Annotated in this window: 14 protein-coding genes; 3 read left to right on the forward strand and 11 right to left on the reverse strand. The window is 46.3% G+C overall.

Annotated features, from left to right (window positions below; genetic code table 11):
- Window positions 1-53: 53 nt before the first annotated feature.
- Both ACR1R9_RS17970 and ACR1R9_RS17975 read right to left on the reverse strand, forming a co-directional pair.
- Entirely contained in the window at window positions 54-1058 is a 1005-nt protein-coding gene (locus tag ACR1R9_RS17970; protein ID WP_076289876.1) for a globin-coupled sensor protein, read from the reverse strand.
- Between the two features lie 247 nt (window positions 1059-1305).
- On the reverse strand, window positions 1306-3201 hold the full coding sequence (locus ACR1R9_RS17975; protein ID WP_076289877.1) for a PrkA family serine protein kinase: 1896 nt from the start codon (window positions 3199-3201) through the stop codon (window positions 1306-1308).
- A gap of 361 nt (window positions 3202-3562) precedes the next feature.
- Here ACR1R9_RS17975 and ACR1R9_RS17980 point away from each other — a divergent pair, with 361 nt between their 5' ends.
- Window positions 3563-4408 carry a DUF2161 domain-containing phosphodiesterase gene (locus ACR1R9_RS17980; RefSeq protein WP_310852467.1) on the forward strand — a complete coding sequence of 282 codons (846 nt, stop codon included), beginning with the start codon at window positions 3563-3565 and terminating at the stop codon, window positions 4406-4408.
- Between the two features lie 100 nt (window positions 4409-4508).
- Here the strand turns inward: ACR1R9_RS17980 and ACR1R9_RS17985 are convergent, their stop codons facing one another.
- From ACR1R9_RS17985 to ACR1R9_RS17995, 3 genes are all read right to left on the reverse strand, one after another.
- Window positions 4509-5135 (reverse strand): FMN-dependent NADH-azoreductase, encoded by a 627-nt coding sequence (locus ACR1R9_RS17985; RefSeq protein WP_063564259.1) that lies wholly within the window; start codon window positions 5133-5135, stop codon window positions 4509-4511.
- Between the two features lie 239 nt (window positions 5136-5374).
- Window positions 5375-6598: a PLP-dependent aminotransferase family protein gene (locus tag ACR1R9_RS17990; protein ID WP_433923078.1), complete on the reverse strand. Its 1224-nt coding sequence runs from the start codon at window positions 6596-6598 to the stop codon at window positions 5375-5377.
- Window positions 6599-6739: 141 nt separating this feature from the next.
- Window positions 6740-7396: a response regulator transcription factor gene (locus ACR1R9_RS17995; protein ID WP_090895259.1), complete on the reverse strand. Its 657-nt coding sequence runs from the start codon at window positions 7394-7396 to the stop codon at window positions 6740-6742.
- A 441-nt stretch (window positions 7397-7837) separates the two neighbouring features.
- Between ACR1R9_RS17995 and ACR1R9_RS18000 the strand changes: the two genes are divergently transcribed.
- Both ACR1R9_RS18000 and ACR1R9_RS18005 read left to right on the forward strand, forming a co-directional pair.
- Entirely contained in the window at window positions 7838-8248 is a 411-nt protein-coding gene (locus ACR1R9_RS18000; RefSeq protein ID WP_063564256.1) for a hypothetical protein, read from the forward strand.
- A complete protein-coding gene (locus ACR1R9_RS18005; RefSeq protein WP_326065341.1) occupies window positions 8245-9309 on the forward strand; it encodes a phosphodiester glycosidase family protein in 1065 nt (354 codons plus the stop codon). Before ACR1R9_RS18000 ends, ACR1R9_RS18005 begins: the two co-directional genes overlap by 4 nt.
- Window positions 9310-9660: 351 nt before the next feature.
- On the opposite strand, the gene ACR1R9_RS18010 is transcribed toward ACR1R9_RS18005, so the two are convergent.
- The 6 genes from ACR1R9_RS18010 to ACR1R9_RS18035 all read right to left on the reverse strand — a co-directional run bounded on the left by ACR1R9_RS18010 (window position 9661) and on the right by ACR1R9_RS18035 (window position 20106).
- Window positions 9661-10677, reverse strand: coding sequence for a LacI family DNA-binding transcriptional regulator (locus ACR1R9_RS18010; RefSeq protein ID WP_076289882.1), 1017 nt, complete (start codon window positions 10675-10677; stop codon window positions 9661-9663).
- A gap of 99 nt (window positions 10678-10776) precedes the next feature.
- Entirely contained in the window at window positions 10777-14148 is a 3372-nt protein-coding gene (locus tag ACR1R9_RS18015; RefSeq protein WP_433923077.1) for a GH36-type glycosyl hydrolase domain-containing protein, read from the reverse strand.
- Window positions 14149-14272: 124 nt separating this feature from the next.
- Window positions 14273-16438 (reverse strand): glycoside hydrolase family 3 N-terminal domain-containing protein, encoded by a 2166-nt coding sequence (locus tag ACR1R9_RS18020; protein WP_433923076.1) that lies wholly within the window; start codon window positions 16436-16438, stop codon window positions 14273-14275.
- Between the two features lie 134 nt (window positions 16439-16572).
- Window positions 16573-18171, reverse strand: a complete 1599-nt coding sequence (locus ACR1R9_RS18025) for an ABC transporter substrate-binding protein (protein ID WP_076289885.1) — start codon at window positions 18169-18171, stop codon at window positions 16573-16575.
- Between the two features lie 54 nt (window positions 18172-18225).
- Window positions 18226-19128 carry a carbohydrate ABC transporter permease gene (locus ACR1R9_RS18030; RefSeq protein WP_076289886.1) on the reverse strand — a complete coding sequence of 301 codons (903 nt, stop codon included), beginning with the start codon at window positions 19126-19128 and terminating at the stop codon, window positions 18226-18228.
- A gap of 18 nt (window positions 19129-19146) precedes the next feature.
- The gene (locus ACR1R9_RS18035) at window positions 19147-20106 is read right to left on the reverse strand and encodes an ABC transporter permease (RefSeq protein ID WP_062320079.1); all 960 of its coding nucleotides are present in this window, start codon (window positions 20104-20106) and stop codon (window positions 19147-19149) included.
- Window positions 20107-20111 lie beyond the last annotated feature (5 nt).

Below are 20111 nucleotides of genomic sequence, written 5' to 3' on the forward strand. Positions count from 1 at the left end.
TATAGCTTAAAACAGCCAGAAACGGTATCACAGCTTCCAGCCAGTATTACCGTCTATTCCTGATGATCCAATTTCCTGAGATCAAGTGCCAGTTTCTCCATAGTGGTAGCAAAAACCGCAAGCTCTTCTGATCGGGATGCCTGACGCCTTGCTCCCGAAGCAGTGTGCTCCGACTCCTGTTGAACACTACCTAGCTTCTTCATGATCTGTGCCAAGTTCGACTGAATTTTCCCTTGAGCCTCTCGGGAACTAGCCGCAAGCTTGCGAACCTCACTGGCAACCACCTCGAATCCCCGGCCAAATTCTCCTGCATGTGCAGCTTCAATGGCGGCATTCAAACCCACGAGATGACTCTGATCCGAGATTTCACGAATGATCTCACCCATTTTGCCAATCTGATGAATTTCCTTAGTCAGCTCTTCCAACAATCCATTTGCCTGATCCTGAGAGGCAGCCGTTTCTCTGGCCACATCAGAGATCGCCTGAGCATTTTCATTCAATTCACTAATCATGCCCGTCAACTGCTGGGTAATCTCCGTGATGGCCAGCAACGTATGCTGCTGATCTTCAGCAAGTTGATTTAATTTTTCCTTTTCCTTCTTCTCGTAAGCCTCCAATACAAGCTGTGAATCGAGATTGAACATTTTACTAAGAGCCTGGATGACCAGATGCCAGTGTTCGGGGATGACTTGCTGGAATATACTTGTTGCAATATCGAGGTAAACCATATACGTGCCCAGATAATAATCTTCGGACAAACCAATGCGGGAATGGACCAGTCCGATTGCAATGCGCTGTTCAATGTATGCATCATCAACTACACCATCGGTCATGGATAACCAGTATAGCTTTTGTGTTTCCTTCAAACGGTCAATGGACGAGAACCGGGCAATCAGATCGACCAAATTCGGATAATTGCCTACATGATTGTAGAAATGGTCCACCACTTCGTCCACGACTTTCTCAAAAGCAGGTCGATGATCCGCAAGCAATTGTAGATCTCCGGCGGTCAACCCAATATAATCAAGTTGTTGTTGTCTTGCTATAGTAATACTCATAACTAGTTCTGTCAGCTCCTTAATAACCACAAAAAATATTAAATTGTAAATATCTGTTTACCGATTATAGACTAAATGACCTAATTTTACATATACCATTAGAACTAATTTGTCATGGAATTGACCTTCTCTGTCATTTTACTAGTCATAATTGTACAAATACCTATATAAAAAGACCCCTGACCCTGCTGTGAAGGAGCCTCACAGCAGGCGTCAGGAGCCTGATCCGGAATGGTTCGTTGCAGAATTAGCGATTCAACAGACTACCCACATAACGGAGCAGTTCATTCGCACTAGCTGCGGTATATCCATGTTCTTCAATCAACCGTTTAATTACTTCATTCATTCGTTTCAGTTGAGTGGCATCTGGTGTCTTGGTTGAAGTTGTGATCTTCACAATATCCTTCAAGTCAGTGAACAGTTTCTTTTCAATCGCTTCACGCAAACGATCATGGCTGCTGTATTCGAATTTCCGTTCCTTCCGGGAATAAGCCGAGATGCGGATCAATATCTCTTCCCTGAAAGCTTTTTTAGCATTTTCGGAAATACCGATCTGTTCTTCTATCGAACGCATCAAACGCTCATCCGGGTCCATCTCCTCATCCGTCAGTGGATCACGAATTTTGGACCAGTTGCAGAATGCCTCGATATTATCGAGGTAATTTTCGAACAGCGTTCTGGCCGATTCTTCGAACGAGTAGACAAATGCTTTCTGCACTTCCTTCTTCGCCAGCTCATCATACTCTTTCCGAGCCAGGGCAATAAAGTTCAGGTAACGCTCGCGTTCCTCTTTTGTAATCGAAGCATGCTGATCCAGACCATCCTTGATCGCCCGGAGAATATCCAACGCGTTAATGCACTGAAGGTTTTGCTTAATCAAAGCACTGGATATCCGGTTGATGACATAACGTGGATCAATGCCCGACATGCCCTCATCCAAATATTCATTTTGCATCTCGCGCAGATCAGCTTCTTTGTACCCTTCGACTTCTTCACCGTCATACATCCGCATTTTTTTGACCAGATCCATGCCTTGTTTCTTCGTTTCTTTCAAGCGGGTAAGTATGGAGAAAATGGCTGCAGTCCGCAGGGCATGCGGTGCAATATGGACATGCTTCATATCACTTTGCTGAATGAGCTTGCCGTAAATCTTCTCTTCCTCGGAGACCTTCAGGTTGTAGGGAATCGGCATGACGATCATCCGGGATTGCAAGGCTTCATTCTTTTTGTTGGAGATAAATGATTTGTACTCGGATTCATTCGTATGCGCCACAATCATTTCATCCGCACTGATCAAGGCAAATCGGCCTGCTTTAAAATTACCTTCCTGCGTCAGCGATAACAGGTTCCACAGAAACTTCTCATCACATTTCAGCATCTCCTGAAATTCCATCAATCCACGGTTGGCCTTGTTCAATTCACCGTCAAAACGATAGGCGCGCGGATCAGACTCAGAGCCGAATTCGGTAATGGTTGAGAAGTCGATACTTCCTGTCAGATCGGCAATATCTTGGGATTTGGGATCGGATGGACTGAATGTTCCGATTCCCACCCGGTTATCCTCGGAAATGATGACCCGTTCTACCCGCACCTTACTGATATCACCCCCATATTCCGTCCGAAGACGCATCTGGCAGGATGGGCAGAGATTGCCCTCAATGCGGACACCGATCTCCTTTTCCACTTCGGGACGAAGCTCCAGCGGAATCAGATGCAGAGGCTCCTCATGCATTGGGCATCCTTCAATGGCGTATACAGCACCCTTCTCTGTGCGGGAGAATTGTTCAAGGCCACGTTTCAGCAGCGTTACCAGTGTTGACTTACCTCCGCTGACTGGGCCCATCAGCAGCAGAATACGTTTACGAACATCCAAACGACGTGCTGCCGAGTGGAAATATTCTTCCACCAGCTTTTCAATGGAACGATCCAGCCCAAAAATCTCCTGTTCAAAAAACTTGTACCGTTTGTGCCCCCCAACTTCTTCCACGCCAAACGATTCAATCATCTGGTACACTCGTGCGTGAGCCGTCATTGCCGGAGTCGGGTCCTCTCTCAGCAGTGCAATATAATCTTCAAATGTCCCGTTCCATGATAAACGGTCACTCTCTGCCCGATGTTCCGCAACGCGTTCAAAAATATTCATGCTTGGTACCTCCCATGGCTCCTTTAGTGTGATTGTCAACCATTCCGAATGGTATGAAGAAATCAATAGAATTACGGCTTGTGCTTGAATACCAATCTTGCGGTCCGGATTAGTCCCGCCACCCTCTGTCCAAACATCATGTATTGTTGTGAAAAGTGTATTACATACCTATGCGGCAAATCGGATAAGTTGACCTCTTTTTTTCAATCCGCGGGTCTTAATTTGAGGCTTTCCCTGTTCTATCAGACATCTTGTGCACTCAGAAAAAAAAGAACGGATATGATATAATGAAGGTTCTAAATTCAGAAAACGGGACAATAGATGGCCAGATACGAGCCACTTCAGGGAAGGAGCAGAAACGATGGCAGTAAAGTACGAAACTGAGTTATATTCACCTGTAAAGGCTTTTTTCGAACGACGCGGCTACGACGTGAAGGCTGAAGTCAAACATTGTGACCTGGTTGGGGTCAAATCGGATCAAAACGAACCACTCATTGTGGAGATGAAAAAAACATTTAATCTGTCTCTGCTGCTACAGGGAATGCAGCGCCTGAAGCTCAGCCCCTTCGTGTATCTGGCTGTTGAGCGGAATCGTAGCAAGCGTGGTGCTGTGAACCAGCGTTGGGGCGAATTGACAGCACTATGCAGACAACTTGGGCTGGGCCTTATCACCGTTACGTTCTACAAAACCAAATCACCTCTGATTGATGTGCTGTGTGAACCTGCTGTCCAATCTCTTATACCTGGTAGCGGCACCGTTGTCCGTAAAGGCGGTATCCGGCGGCAGCGACTGCTGAAGGAATTTGACGAGCGCAGTGGTGACTACAACACGGGAGGAAGCACACGCAGGCAGCTGGTCACCGCTTACAGAGAAAAGGCATTACGTGTAGCTTTCGCCCTTCGCGCTCAGGGAGAAGCCTCCCCAGCCTCGATCAGCAAACAGACAAGTGTTGGCTCCGCTGCGGCCATTTTGCAAAAAAACTATTATGGCTGGTTCGAGCGGCTATCCCGTGGACGATATGTGCTGACGGTTAAGGGTGTGCAGGCACTAACCGAGCATGCTCACATGCTTGAGGATAATGATATGATTAAACGGAGTATAAATGAACTAGAAATAGATTTTTCCTTGAATCAACATGAAGACAGTGAGCTTGAACATATTGCGGAAGTAGCGGAGCCCTACCTGATCCATGGAAGGGATGACTGAGGCAACAGGCAGTGTAGCTCCATGCAAAATGCAGATGCAAAAAAAGCCCATCATCTCCAACGGAGATAATGGGCTTTTTCGTGTTTCTATATATAAGCTATTAGAAGCTTGCTGCTACTTCGGAAGCCAATTTCAGACCTGCTGCTACGATCTCTTGGGAACGGTCAGGTGAAGCATTGTGGCCTTCAACGATAACCAGTTCAGGGTTTTGAATACCCCAGAAGTTCAGTACATTTGTTACATATTTAACGGACATTTCAGCGGATGCCATTGGCTCAACGGAGTAAACTCCGCCACGCGCGTTCAACAATGCCACTTTTTTGTCGCCTACCAGACCTACAGGGCCTTCAGCAGTGTATTTGAACATTTTTCCAGCTTGACTCAAGTAGGAAATGTAGTTTACCAGTGGTGCTGGAACAGTGAAGTTCCACAGTGGGAATGCAAATACTACTTTGTCTGCTGCCAAGAATTGATCTTGCAATTGTGCTGCCAGTGCAGCTGCTTTTTGCTCTTCAGCAGTTGCTTCGATACCATTAGCGGCTTTGTATCCACCTGTAATTACAGTGTTGCCGTAGTAAGGAATATCTGTATTGTAGAGATCCAGTTCGGTAACTGTGTCACCTGGGTGGGATTCTTTGTATGCGCTCAAAAATGCATCGTACAATTGTACGCTGACTGCTTGATCTGCAGGACGGTCGTTTGCTTTGACAAATAAAATGTTAGACATGTTCGTTCCCCCGTTAGTTAAAATATATGAGTGCTTCTCCTGAACTTGCAATGAATGCAGCTTATATAAAGAAAACAACAACTCATTAATACATATTATATATAAAAATGTTAGTGGATGCAATAACGTAATTACTTTGGGGGAAACTTATTTGCTTCCAAATCCAATGCCTGGAACTTATGCTGTCACAGGTTCCAGGCATGAATTTGACCCTACATTCTATCTTTTCTATATCCGGATTAGCTCCGGGCTGTAAACTCTGTTATGGACTCACTGATCAGATTCATACCAAGCAGCAACTCATCCCGGCCGGGATGGCTGAAGTTCAATCGGATGTACCGATGATCCTGTTCACCCGTGGAGCATAGGGAACCTGGAAGAAAAGATACTCCTTTTAACAACGCTGCCTTGAGCAGAGCTCCGCTGTCCAATCCGTCCGGCAACTGTACCCACAGATACATTCCCCCTTCAGGAATGCTGTACTGGCTCCCTTTCCATCCCGGACGCTTCAATAATTCGAGCATAAGCTTGAGCCTAGTCTTATACTCCCGGTTCAGCATGGAGAGATGATCACTCCACTTAAAAGGAGAATGGGCGAGCAATTGATACAATAATCTCTGATTCATGGGACTGGACTGTCCGTCTGCTATCCGTTTCACCGAGGCCATAGCCTGGATCAAGGCCGGATGCCCGGCAGCCCAACCTGTACGCAGGGCAGGTGCTACAGTTTTGCTAAACGAACCAATGTAGAGAACATGTCCACCCTGATCCGCTGTATCCAGCGCAAAGAGGGAAGGATACTTCCGGTAGAAGTCTCCCGGCTCCAATCCATCGAAATGAAGTTCGCCATAGGAATCATCCTCCACGAGCAGCACGCCGTAGCGTGAACACAGATCAAGCACAGCCTCACGCCGTTTCATACTCCACAGCGCGCCGGTTGGATTGGAAAAACTGGGTGCAGCAAAAAGCAGCTTCGGTCTCACCTGCTGCATGTGATGCTCCAAAAGGTCAGGCAAAATGCCATCCCCATCGCCTGTGACGGGCACGATTTTGGCACCTTGCATCTCCAAAACCTCGAGACAGCCTGGAGAAGTAGGATGCTCAACCAACACGGAATCTCCAGGCTCAAGCAGCAAACGCATCACAAGATCGATCGCCTGCTGGGTCCCTGTAGTCAATAGAATCTGCTCCGGGACTGTCCGTATGCCCTTGCGAGCATTCCAATCGTTGTCCAGCCATTCTCTCAACGGTCTATACCCTGCCGGTTCACCATACTGCAATGCGGAGGGTCCGGAACTAAATACAGACACCGCTGCTTCTTCCAGCAATTTGAATGGAAACAGCTCCTCCGCAGGCAGTTCTTCTGCCAGAGAAATGAAATAATCCCGACCAGACATCTCACGTATGTCCCTCAGCGGTGATGTCAAAAGCCTGTTTGTACGGGAGGCGAAGAAATATTTCATCGGTCCGTTCCCCTTTCATCCCTAATCCGAACTGTGCTCGCAGTCCGTAGCCCCTACAACCTATTCTTGTTGGACACTAAATATGACCAGACCGGACACTTGACGAGCATTCGTACATAGAGATTCATGGAGCCATACTCGTCAGGATACGGTTTTGGTCTGCCTCGCATATAAAGCGTACCGTTCAATCGCCTGTGCCCTGCTGCTTACATCCAGCTTGACGTATATTTTACGCAGGTAATTATCAATCGAACGTCTGCTAACGTTAATCTCACTGGCTATTTTATCATAGGTTACGCCCTGAACAATTCTTTCCATGATAAAAGTTTCGGTTTCTGTTAATTCAACAATAAGTTCTTCTGCCGGAGATTCGACGGGTTGGGCCCATTCCGAACTGGCTAACCAGGATAATGGGATGGATACACATCCCTCACGCAGCCCAGATATCAGATGAATCAGCTGGCTAGGGGAAGCCTGTTTGGACAGCATGCCACTTGCACCTAGACTGATTAGATGACGAAATAATTTTACATTATCCTCGTCCGTTAGAATAATGATGTGACTATGAGCCGACAGATTTTTCATTTGGGATATATACTGATCTGCCTGGCCCTCAGGAAGCCGATAATCCATCAAAATCAGATCGGGCTGGTGAATGTTCACCAGTTCAAGACCTTCGGACCCAGTCGAAGTCATCCCCCGTACCAACAGATCCTGCTGTTCTTCCAAAATCAATTTCGTACCCAGCATGCTGGTGGGGTGGATATCTACGATGACCACCTGCCATACTTTTTTCATTGTTGTTCCCCCTGTTATGTATTGTACAAATTCCTTTTCCACCATCAGCCATGATGATGCCTCTACCCTTGCGACAGTCCGTGTATAGAAGAAGTAAAAGTCGGATAATGTCGAAAAATAGAAAAACACTTGATACAGCTGTAAGAACAGCTCTATTTCTACTGTATTTTGCTGTCATCACATCAGGACTTTTGTCTTCCCGAGTGAAGAAAGATCAAAATATAGTATAAATTTCCTGCATTTCTATCTAAAAAAGTCGAAAAACTTGCCCAAAGTTCCTACTTATTGCATCTATAAGAAATTGTATCCTAGGACTTCCTTCCGATGCAATCTCTTTTTATCCTATTACTCAAAGAATTTCATTTTTGCGTAATCAATAGTGGCGTGATAGAATGAGGACTGGAAATTTTTTTGTACCTATAAATAACCAGGAGTGATGATATGAAACCTTCTGTCCAACCCTCTGACATCCATCACACCCGGAGCGCCAAAGGTAAGGCCGGATCTTCAGTCAAGCTGTTTCTGGTCATGTGGATTGTTCTCATTGCACTTGGAGTACTCGGAACCTACTATTATAGTAACCACCTCCAGCAACAGATGATTAATCAGCTTCAGACCCATAATCAACAGCAGATTGCAGCGCTCAAAGCCGACTACGAAAAGCAGCTAACAACGATATCCAAGGAAGTAGCGGACCTGCAGGGCCAGGTGCAGTCCTTTAATGAATTACTGACTTTCACCAAGGATAATGCAAACGATAAAACCGACAACAGCAACAAATTGTATACTCAGCTGAGCGAAGTCAAAAAACAACTGGAGACACTCCAGAAAAAGATGGACCTGCTCAAATGATTACACCCGTAAAAAAGGTTAATCGTTTATTTATGCTTGCACTTGCTCCTTTTGTTGGATTGATATTATGCATGCTGCTGATTCGTCCTCCGCTTGACCCCGGAGATTTCATTCATTCCGGTCTGGCTGAAGAGAATGTTACACCCCGGACCCAGGCAATTAGCCATGAGCTTTCAGGGGCAAAAGAAGCTGCTGTTCAGACTTCTTCTTCTATTAAAAGAACAACACAGCTGTACAATCAGACAACAAGTACGATGTCGACGCTTGTACAGAAGGCTACGGTTCAAGCCGCTCGCCCGGAAACGATCTATAATCAACGAATCTCATCCAAGCTGGGCGTTCCGTTTGAACGGATAGACAGTGATCGACTTACGATTGAACTCTATAGGGTCAATCCAGGCCCCTATAAAGGCTATGCGATGAAAATCAAGCTAAAAGATCCCACGGCCATGAAGATGGCTCTGGACAGCGAGCCAGGCCGATCTGAGACAACCATGCAGGCGGTCAAGCGCAGCGGTGCCATTGCCGGAATTAATGCCGGCGGGTTTGCCGACAGTGGCGGTAAACGGTATCCGCTGAGTACAACAGTTATGGATGGCAAGTATGTGAATGGTTTTCAGGCCAGCTTTAAGGATCTGTTTTTTGTAGGTCTTGATGATGCCGGTAAGCTGGTAGGCGGTAAATTTTTCGACAAAAGTTCCTTGGATCGCCTACAACCACAATTTGGTGCCACATTTGTACCCGTGCTTTTGCAGAATGGGCAAAAAACGGTCATTCCCGCCAAATGGAAAGTGTCACCCAAGCGGGCTCCACGCACCGTGATCGGCAATTACAAAGACGATCAATTGTTGATTATCGTTGTTGACGGGTATAACGAAGGTGGAAGCTCAGGAGCCACCTTGGAAGAGCTGCAAGGACGTTTGTACAAGCTTGGCGTCGTGGACGCCTATAATCTGGATGGCGGCGGATCGTCCTCACTCATCGTGAACAACCGGGTTGTGAATAACCCCTCGGACGGGAGCCTCCGACCTGTACCTACTCACTTTTTATTTTACAAATGATGGAATGAAGCATTTCTTTTCTTCCTATAATGGTTATAATAGAAGTAAAGATTTTGCAGGAGGTGCTATGGTATGTCATTTTCACTGACATTTTGGATTATTGCAATTGTATTGGCTCTCTTCCTTACAGGCATTCTCACTTCATCCTACAACAATGACAAAACCAAGGGCCTTTAAGGGCCAAGCCTCTCCTGGTGAGAGGTTTTTTTATTTTATAATGGGTCTGGGTCAAATAAAGAACTAAACAAGAGACAAGGCTTAAAAGAATGCTTCAATTCTTCTAAGCCTTGTCTCTTGCTGTACAGTCGTCGTTCAACACAATATGCATGAAATGAAGAGGGGGCAGCGTTGTCAATAGCTAACCGCCTTTTCACCTTGGGCTTGTGCAAGATATTCTGACTGAACCTTGCTGTTTACCGACCCGCCCTCCACCAGTGTCACGTAGATGCGTTCATGATCGACAGGCTCTCCGGCAATAATCTTGATTAATTGTTCGGCTGCGAGTGCGCCCCATTTTCGTTTGGAATAATCAATTGTGACCAGTCTTGGCTGCACATATTTGCTAAGTTCAATATTATCGAATCCAATAATATCAATCTCCTGACCTATGTTTAACTCGCTATCAGCAAGCCGGTCACACATCCCAATCGCCATCTCGTCATTGAGACAAAACACCCCAACTGGTTGAGTATATTCCTGAATAATACGTTCCGCTGCCCGTTCACCGCCACTCTTCTCGAAATCTCCGGTGATCTCAATCCATTCCACGTTCGCTTCCCGCTCCGATACTTGCCTTACAGCCTTCAACCGCTGAGCTGAGTCAAATGAACCTTCAGGACCTGTCACGACATAGATCTTCGTGTGTCCCTGTTCAATCAAATGCTCCATCGCAAGGGTTGCTCCTGCCTTGTTATCCAGCAGAACCTGATTAATATTGGGGTGATCCAGTTCCCGGTCAAGAACGACAATCTTGTGTCCTCTGTCTGCATATTGCATTAGTTCCTTGCTCGCAAATGTATGATCCAGAATGACAGCACCATCAATCATTCGCTCCGGAAGCATTCGATGAGATTGTTTCCCGCTGCACACAATTAGGTCGTACCCTTGCGCATTACATACAGATTTCATACCACTAAGCAAGTCTCCATATACATCCCCGCTAAAATCCGTCAGAAATACACCCAGAATTTTGGATTCTCTCTTCTTCAATGTTCTGGCAGCAGCATTGGGAACATAGTTCAGCTCTTTGGCGATAGCCAAAATTTTGGAACGGGTCTCATCTGTCACTTTGTTGCTACCATTCAGAGCATATGACACGGTAGAGATCGAAACTCCCGCCTGTTTGGCGATATCCTTGATACTGACCACATTCTTCGCTCCCCTGTTATGTTCATCAGGCCCTTCGAAATCGAAGGACCTGACATCTAAAATATTTATACTTGATAAAATGGACTAATGTTTACACCATTAACTGTAAATATCAATCACGTTATTCTCGCTCAGGCTCTGTTCAAGCTCCTTACGTGAAATACGCAGTCCACCAAGACGATAAGGTTGTTGCAGCCTAGTCGCATCCAGTTCCTTGCCATTCAGCACAATACGTTGTACGGCCTCTCCACTGAGATGATAAACGAAGGTTACTTTTTTGCCCGCAAATTGGAAATCAAAATGTAATCCATCCAAGCTGACAGGTAACACAGGGTCCAGAACCAGATCTTCTTCCTCCTGACGAATACCCAGAGCGTTCGAAATGAGCTGATTCATGTAGATTCCCGGTCCACTGGAATAGATTCTCCAGCCACCCTTCACCTGTACATCTCCGGTGCGAAGCTTATCGAATTGCTCCTGCGCTGCATAACGGTTGTTGAATTTCCCGTCAGAGCTGCTGAAATAGGCATTACTTTGACGCAAATCTGCGTTAGGAACAGCTTCCTGAATACCCACTGGATTGATAATGCCAAGGCCGTTCCATACTTCATCCGGGTTGCCCAGCTTCGCCATGGCTTCAATATAACGGATGTGAGCATGAACATATTGCAAGCCCACTTCACGTCCGAAGTTGGATGCCTGCTCTGCACGTTTGAAATGAGTGCTGACGCCGCCATCATACTGTGCTGGACGATTCATCAATCTGACACCATCCGGGCAGTACAGCTTGTCCTTGATCAGTTCATAATGGGATTGCGCTTGCTCAGGCTCAAGCAGCTCGGCGATCATGCTGCGTGTCATCGGCAGCAAACGGTACTGAATACCTGTCTCGCTGTCATCCGGATGCAGCATGCGTTTTGCTTGTGCCGGGTCTTCCATATATACAAATCCTGGAATCACATCGGTATCCAGCATATACTTGCTGAAGTCTCTTTTCACACCCGCTGCCATGTCACTTAACTCGGAAGAAAGCTCCGGTTTCACAGGCGCAAGCGCTCTGGATAGCTGCTTCAACGTTTGATAGGTGAGTGCCACAGTCCAGCTGCTGACCATATATTGCTTCAATTGAGCATTGGCAGGCTGTAATGTATCGTCCCAGTCCCCGTCACCATATGAAGAGAGGAATGTATCATGCAGGAAATGGCTGCGGATATACTCCAGCTCTTTCTGGGCATGCTCCAGCACGCTGGCTGTCTGATCAGTAAAATCAAAACCATGTTTTACGGTATAAGGTACTTCCTCATTCAGAATCGAATAATCCTTGGTAGCAATCAGATAATCACTTAGCACTTTAAGAGGCCAAACAATAATGTCACCATGGCTTTCTTCCTGCTGAACTTTGAAATAACGATCGAACATAAACCATTGCGGCCAGTTGCCGTCATCCTCATACTGATGCGAGTAAACTGTCTTCAGAATATCGCGAACCTGCTCATACTTTTGTGTAGCCATAAAGTATTCGACCGGCCCCTGGCAGACATCCCGTGTTCCCCAAGCTGCACCGCCATATTGCTCCAGTCCGTGAGGAACAGAGTAATGCACCAGCATATTGTGGGTGTACCACCATGCAAGAGCATTCACTTTGAACAACTCGTCCGCTCCTTGCTTCTGAGGTTGGGACAAATGGAATCCATTCATTACTTCTGCATAGAAGGTACGATAAGCTGACACTTCCTCTTCGAAGCTGCGCGTCGAGGATGCAGTCTGTCCTCCTTCCAACAGACCTTGAATGGTCAATGTCCATTCAGCGCTGCTGTCCAGACGTAAAGTCGTCAGTGAGTCGTCGCCTGCGTTTACTCCACTAGCCAGCTCAGTCTCATCGCCAACCTTCACTCCTGCTCCGCTTACCCGCATGCGGTACTCCAGATTCGGATATACTTCCGCACTGAGGGAGCTGTGATCTGCCTTGAAGCTCAGTTCACCATTCTGCTCGGAAACATGAACAGGAAGTTCATATTCATTCACATTCATCGTAATCTGATTGGTGATTAGGTATCGATAAGCTATTCCTTTTTCCGACTTCACATGAAGATGTACTTCAGGAGTATCCAAAGTTGTATAATTTGTGATGATCAGCGTATCCTCAGCTGTTTTGTAATACCAGCGAACATAGTTGAAGCCCATTTCAAACAGGGAAGGCATCGTGAGTAGGTGGAAGATTCCCTCCATCTCAACGTAGATCCGCTGACCGGATGTTTTCGGTATGTTGAGTGCACTACGTGCGTTGCTCATCATTTTATTGAAGTTCGTATTTCCTACAACCACATGGGAATTGAAAATACCATACATATAGGAAGACGTAGTGATTACGTTCTGACCCAGCTTCACATTGTTGCCACTCATCAGAATGTGTCCATGTGGACGTTCCACACGCATTTCCTTTTCCTTCAGCACAATATGCTCATACGTATCTGTAAAGAACGCCAGCAATTCGCCATCCGCACGCTCTTCCTGATGTCTCTTCGAAGCCGGGAAGCGGGAATTCACTTCTTCTTCAGTCATCGATAAAGTAGGCAAGGGTTCACCCATTACCGGATGGAGAGATACTTTTGGGAATACGTTGGTTACTGCCTGTACCGTGCTTGTATTCTCTTGACGCTTCGCTTCATACTCGTCCCAAGCCTGTTGTACAACATCCTGGTATTCAAGTTCCTTCACCGCTTCAGGATGGTTGGCCTGAAAGAGTCCATAGAACACAAAGCGAGCTTCGCCACTCAACACCACTTTTTCGGACTGTAGTGCTGTGTATGCAAATTCATACTGATACACTTCATTTGCAAGTGTTGGCTTGCTCAGACTTTCAGGGACATTCGTTTCCTTGTAACTCAAGCCAAAGAACTGAAATCCATCTGTGGAGTAACCTGTTGCACGGGTTAATGAACCCTGTTGAAGATAAGGAAAAGCCCCGCCTTGTGGCTGATTCTGCCGTGAGGCTACGATATATCCCAGCTTCGTATCCTCAAATACGGCATGGTCAATGTATTGCGACAAGTAAGCCTCATTGCTACGTACCGCACCTGGATCGGCATTGCCGACATCCTGGCCATAGACCACGTCGACCTCTTCTCCATTACCGTTTACGGTTACATCCCAGAACCATACACCTCGGGTTGTTGGAGCAAATACAACCTGATAGCCTACGCCCTCAGCGGTACCTGTCCATACTATACGGCTACCGTCGGTGCTCACCTGGCTGTCGGAGTGAATGCCAAGCATTGGCACAAACCGAATGGCAGATTCACTGTGAAAACGCAAGTACAGATTGTTCATGGAGCCGTCCACTGGACTAGCCATCCACTGATTAATCATCGTTGTTCCACTTACAGCCTTGAACAAATCACCGCTTTCCCAGAACGTAAAGCACAGATCGCCGGATTGTACGTTGATTTGAGATTTATTCATGGTCTTCATATATCTATTCATATCCTCCTATCCTGCCTTGTTCCCCGCTGCTGAACAGAAGAGAAGAAGGCAGTGCAGTTTTGCTGCTTTTGTATGATGAGTTCAATCATTCATCGATATGAGGTGTATCCCATTACACCAGCTTGAACGTACTCTCCAATGTATCGCGGCTATTCGGCCCTACGAAAATGTGGAATGTTCCTTTATCACTGCGATGACTCAAATCGGAATGATGATAACGAAGCTGTTCTTCGTTTAATGTAAATGTAGCCGTACCACTTTCACCCGGTGCGAGTGACAGCTTAACATACCCTTTCAGCTCACGCATTGGACGCACAACTTCACCAGTGACATCACGTACGTACAACTGAACTGTCTCCACACCAGCACGCTCGCCAGCATTGGTTACACGCACTTGGATCGTCAGAGGTTGATCAGCAGTCATTTCATTGCTCGAAACTTCCAGGTCACCATACTCAAACGAGGTGTATGACAAGCCGTAGCCAAACGGAAGCAGTGGATCATTCGGACTATCAATATATTTGGAAACATAACGCTCTTCCGTCTTTTGCGGATTGAGTGGACGTCCTGTATTAAAATGATTGTAATATACCGGTATCTGACCTACAGATTGCGGGAAGGACATTGTCAGACGCGCAGATGGATTCACCACACCTGTCAATACATCGGCAATGGCCGCTCCACCCTCACTGCCCGGGAACCACGCTTCAAGCACAGCATCGGATTCTTCAAATACACCATGTAAGTCCAGAGGACGACCGTTGAAAATAACGGTGGCGATTGGTTTACCCGCTGCTTTGAGCTGTTTAACCAATTCCAGTTGAGCTGCTGGCAAACGAATATCCGTACGCGATCCACCTTCACCACTCATTTCGGAATCTTCACCAAGTGCAAGCACGATCAGATCAGCTTTGCTTGCTATTTCAAGTGCTTCAGCAATCTGTTCAGCGGTGATCGTGTGAACGTTGCTGCCTTGAGCCATATGAACTTTTCCTGCAGTAAGACGTTCCTGCAAAGCAGCTCCGATTTTAACGGCATCCTCTTTGACACCTTCACAGGACCACCATCCGAGAATGTCTTCACTTTGAGCAAAAGGTCCAATTAACGCTACATTGGCTTCTGGCTTCAGCGGAAGAACGTCATTATCATTTTTCAACAATACAGCGGATTTGGTTGCAAGCTCATACGATACCTGACGATGTTCTTTTGAGAAGACAATCTCACGCTCACGCTCCGGATCAGCTGCACGCAGTGGATTATCGAACAATCCCAGCTTTTCTTTCAGTTGCAGAATACGCAGCACCGCTTCATCAATGAGCGTTTCTTCCACTTCTCCGTTATTGATCAACTCTGGAAGATGATGGACATAACAAGGTGTCATCATCTCGATATCCACTCCAGCACGAATGGCGCGGTACGCGGCTTCACGATCATCTTCAGCAGCGCCATGAGCAATCATCTCGCGAATGGAAGCCCAATCGGAGATCAATACACCATCAAAGCCCCACTCGTCACGCAAAATGTCACGCATAAGCTTCTCATTTCCGCTCGCTGGAATACCCTCTACGGTATTGAATGAAGCCATAACCATTTCTACGCCTGCATCCAGTGCTGCCTTGTAAGCCGGTAAGTAGTACTCACGCAAGTTGCGTTCAGACATGTCGACCGTGTTGTAATCACGACCACCTTCTGCTGCCCCATATGCTGCAAAGTGTTTTACACAAGCCGCCAGACGATCCGGCTCATCCTTCAAATTGTCGCCCTGATATCCACGTACAAATGCCGCAGAGAACAGACTGTTCAAATAAGGATCTTCGCCTGTTGTCTCCATTACACGACCCCAGCGCGGATCACGAACAAGATCGACCATCGGTGCAAAAGTAACATGGAGGCCAGATACGGCGGATTCACGTGCTGCAATCTCAGCACTTTTCTCTGCCAATTCAGTGTCCCATGAACAGCCAATGGCTAGTGGGATGGGGAAAATAGTTTTAAAACCATGCACAACGTCCGCCATGAACAAGAGCGGAATGCCGAGACGACTTTTTTTCAGGTATGCTTGTTGTACATCAATAATGGCCTGTGCACCGGACAATCCCAGAATGGAGCCACTGGCATCCACGGACTGCTCCGTGATTCCCATCTCTTCCATTGGACCTGTGATCTGACCTTCAACACTGGTTCCTTCATAAAAGTTAGCGGTCAGCTGAAGCAGCTGGGCCGTTTTTTCTTCCAAGGTCATTTGTTTTACAAGGTCTAGCAACTGCTCGTTATTCATAGACATTATCCTCCACTACATGTTGTAGAAATAAAGAACCCGGCTGCGTTCGGGGAGAGACCGCGCACCGGGTTCGATTGGATGGGACAGACAGAACACACCTGTCATATCCCATCTTGCTAATTACTGAATGATTACTTGAATTCTTTGTTCAGTTCATCCAGGTAAGGTTGAACCAGGGACATTTTGCTGTTTACCCATTCTTTCCAGTTCGCTTCCAGATCTCCATTTTTGAGGATCAAGTTGGCATATTCATTCTGGTAGTCGAATGAAGCCTGACTTTTAGCTTTGGAATCGTACAGGTTGACATCCCAGTCGTATGTTGCGAGTGATTGACCTTCTGTACCGAGTTTTGCTTTTTCCTCGAACAGTTTCACAGCTCTATCACGATAATCCTTTTTAATTGCAGGGTTTACAACACTGAAGTCGTCACCCAGAAGATACAGACCTTCGAAACGTGCTGGGTATTTGTCTTCCAGAACAGTACCTTCTGGCAGCAAGCTAACCAGTTCTTTGTTTTCATCATATTTCCAATCTGTTCCTTCGAAGCCCATGTTGATGAGCAGTTGTCCTTCTTTGGTAGTCGAGTAGTCGATCAGATCCATGATCCGTTCGAATTTCTCGTCGCTGATGTCTGGATTGAAGATCAATGCAGACCAGAAGTTAGCTTGCTCCATGTTACGGTATTTTCCATCGTCGCCCACTACGATTGCTGTGTGTACCAGTTCATCACTATCTACACCCAGATTCTTTCTCATATCAGAATCCAGACCTTGTCTGTACGAAGCCAGTCCGCCCAGACTTGTTACTGCAGCTGTACCTGTTACTTTGAAGTTGTTTTGTCCTTCATTGTTTTTCCATGTGTAGAATTCAGGATTGAGCAAACCATCTTTGTAGGCTTTTTGCATCAATTTAAGACCTGTCAGAGTTTCAGGATCTGCTGGTCCCCAGTGGAACTGACCATCTTCACCTTTGTAGAACGGCGTGTCGGTCATGGCATGCACACTGTTCGGCATAATGATATTCGTCATAGCATCTGCCGCATTGTAGGACAGAGGTACAAGTTTGTTGCCCACTTTGCCTGGATCTTTTTCTTTTACAAGCTCAGCGTATTCATTCAATTCAGTTGTTGTATATGCATCTTTCAGTTCGAAACCAACCGCTTCAGCCCAGTCTTTACGAAGTGCAATGACACCAATTTGGTTCGTCAATGGGTCAGCAGGTTTGTTCTCGAAATAGATTGGTCTTGGCAGGACGTATGTTCCACCCGTCAGTTCTTCCAGCTTGTCTCCAAGACCGGTCAACTTGTAGGCTGCTGCCACGTTAGGCCAGCGTTCTTTCCAGTCATCCGGGAATTTGTAGAACAGGCCTTGATCAATACTGTTCATGGCATCGCCATGCACATAGTTCCATACTGCTACATCCGGCAAATCGCCAGAGTTGATCCATAGACGAAGCTTCTCGCCCCATGAATCCCAATCGATATAGTTGTAATCCCATGTTACATTGAACTTGTCTGTCCAGAACTTGTGGAAGTCATTATCCAAGTTCCCGTTTTTAATTTCTGTCAGGTTAGCTACAGAGATGGTCAGGTTATCTTTGTAATTTCCCTCTGCATCTTTTTCGTTACCACCTGAAGCTCCTTGGCTGGAACAAGCGGTCACCATCAGCATAACTACACTAAGCGTGATGGCAAAGAGAGCTCTTACTGACAACTTTTTGTTCGTTTTCATGTTTTACCCCCATGTTTTTTAGTAGAATTTTAATGCAAAATCCTATACGTATAATCAGGTCTTGATAGCCCCTGTTAATACCCCTTTGGCAAAGTGTTTTTGCAGCATTGGGAAGAAACACATAATTGGTACCATGGTGACAAATACTGCCGCCATCTTCATACCCATTGAGAAATTGCTTGCTTGGGCAGCATCGACACTGGATGCATTAGATGCGTTCGTCTGGGATGTGACGATAATGTTTCTGAGAACATTCTGGAGCGGCAACTGATCCGCTTTTCGCAGGAATATCATCGCGTCGTACCAACTGTTCCAGTACGCCACACCGTAGAACAACGTGATTGTAGCCATAATTGGTGTAGCCAGCGGAAGAACAACAGAGAACAGAATTCTCCACTCTCCTGCTCCATCCAATCTCGCCGATTCCATAAGCGACTCAGGCAAGGTATAGAAGTAGTTCATCATCAGAATCATGTTGAACGCACTGAAGCTTCCCGCCAGGATAACAGACCACAGCGTACCTGTAAGGTGAAGTGATTTCATGATCAGGTACAGCGGTACAATACCACCATTAAAGATCATGGTGAACAGCACTAGGAAAAAGAGAAATTTCTTGAACGGAAATTTGTTGCGACTAAGGCCATATGCCATGCTTGTTGTCAGGAACAAGCTAAGTGGCAAACCGATAACTAGCAAAATAATTGTATTTTTGTACCCCGACAGAATCGTTCCGTCAGCGAACAACGCCTTATAGGAATCCAATGTCCATTCTTTAGGGAACATCAAAAATGGATTGTCAGCATATTCTTTTTGTGTTGCGAACGAGATCATGATGACATTCCAGAACGGAATCAGAATCATCAGAGCAAGCACAAGTAAAATGGCGAAAATAATGTAATCGAGAAATGTCATTTTTTCTGTACCAATTCTCGGCTTTTTGTTAGCTTTCTTACTCATTTCATTTTTCCTCCTCTCTTATCGGAACAAACCGTCTCCGCCAAGCCACTTGGCAAATCTGTCTGCGAGAAGCAGCAAGACCATATTCACGAGGGAACGGAACAAGCTGACCGCTGTCGAGAATGAGAAGTCCGTTGAGGACTGGAACGTAATCCGATAGATATATACATCCAATACTTCCGATACATTTTTAGTTGCGGCATTTGCCAAGTTGAAGATCTGGTCGAAACCGGAAGACATCAATCCACCAACCGACAGGATGAACATGACGGTGATTGTAGGAAGAATGTTTGGCAATGTGATGCGGAACATCTGTTGCATACGGGATGCTCCGTCAATCTGTGCTGATTCATACTGATCCTGATCGATACCAGAAATGGCAGCCAGGAAGATAATCGCACCCCATCCACTTGATTTCCAGATGTCCGTCAACAGCAGCATCGGTACAAAGTTGGACTCGGAACCCAGGAAGTTAATGGTTGGCAATCCAAGCAAACCAAGTGCACTGTTTACCAGTCCGTCATAAGCCAGGACGTTGATGACTACCCCGGATACGATGATCCATGAAAGGAAGTGAGGGAACGTAAGAACTGTCTGGAACCACTTTTTCCCTCTGCGCATCCGCAATTCATTCAGCAACAGGGCCAGAATAATCGGGAACGGGAACTGAATAATCAGTTTTAGAATGTTGATGTACAGCGTCCGCCATACGGCGTCAATAAAGGTTGGATCCCGGAAAACGTATTTGAAATTCTCAAATCCGCTCCATGGGCTTCCCCAGATCCCCAGGTTTGCCTTGTAGTCTTTAAACGCAAGAGACAGGCCACCCATTGGCATGTAGGCAAACAGGATCAGCCAGACGAGCCCTGGAATAAGCAGGGTGTACGTCATTCTGTGCTTCCAGATTTCACTCCAGAGCGAATTGCCTTTCAAGTTTCCCTTCAGCTTTTTGCTAGGTCCTTCGGCTGCAGGTTTCAAATTGC

The organism is Paenibacillus taichungensis, assembly GCF_050994985.1.
In the GTDB taxonomy this organism is placed as follows: domain Bacteria; phylum Bacillota; class Bacilli; order Paenibacillales; family Paenibacillaceae; genus Paenibacillus; species Paenibacillus taichungensis.

Excerpts from the sequence above, each read along its gene's own strand:
- ACR1R9_RS18000 (WP_063564256.1), top strand. The coding sequence starts at position 7,838 with ATGAAACCTTCTGTCCAACCCTCTGACATCCATCACACCCGGAGCGCC.
- ACR1R9_RS17970 (WP_076289876.1), bottom strand. The coding sequence starts at position 1,058 with ATGAGTATTACTATAGCAAGACAACAACAACTTGATTATATTGGGTTG.
- ACR1R9_RS17980 (WP_310852467.1), top strand. The coding sequence starts at position 3,563 with ATGGCAGTAAAGTACGAAACTGAGTTATATTCACCTGTAAAGGCTTTT.
- ACR1R9_RS17990 (WP_433923078.1), bottom strand. The coding sequence starts at position 6,598 with ATGAAATATTTCTTCGCCTCCCGTACAAACAGGCTTTTGACATCACCG.
- ACR1R9_RS18015 (WP_433923077.1), bottom strand. The coding sequence starts at position 14,148 with ATGAAGACCATGAATAAATCTCAAATCAACGTACAATCCGGCGATCTG.
- ACR1R9_RS18020 (WP_433923076.1), bottom strand. The coding sequence starts at position 16,438 with ATGAATAACGAGCAGTTGCTAGACCTTGTAAAACAAATGACCTTGGAA.
- ACR1R9_RS18030 (WP_076289886.1), bottom strand. The coding sequence starts at position 19,128 with ATGAGTAAGAAAGCTAACAAAAAGCCGAGAATTGGTACAGAAAAAATG.
- ACR1R9_RS18005 (WP_326065341.1), top strand. The coding sequence starts at position 8,245 with ATGATTACACCCGTAAAAAAGGTTAATCGTTTATTTATGCTTGCACTT.
- ACR1R9_RS18025 (WP_076289885.1), bottom strand. The coding sequence starts at position 18,171 with ATGAAAACGAACAAAAAGTTGTCAGTAAGAGCTCTCTTTGCCATCACG.
- ACR1R9_RS17975 (WP_076289877.1), bottom strand. The coding sequence starts at position 3,201 with ATGAATATTTTTGAACGCGTTGCGGAACATCGGGCAGAGAGTGACCGT.
- ACR1R9_RS17985 (WP_063564259.1), bottom strand. The coding sequence starts at position 5,135 with ATGTCTAACATTTTATTTGTCAAAGCAAACGACCGTCCTGCAGATCAA.
- ACR1R9_RS17995 (WP_090895259.1), bottom strand. The coding sequence starts at position 7,396 with ATGAAAAAAGTATGGCAGGTGGTCATCGTAGATATCCACCCCACCAGC.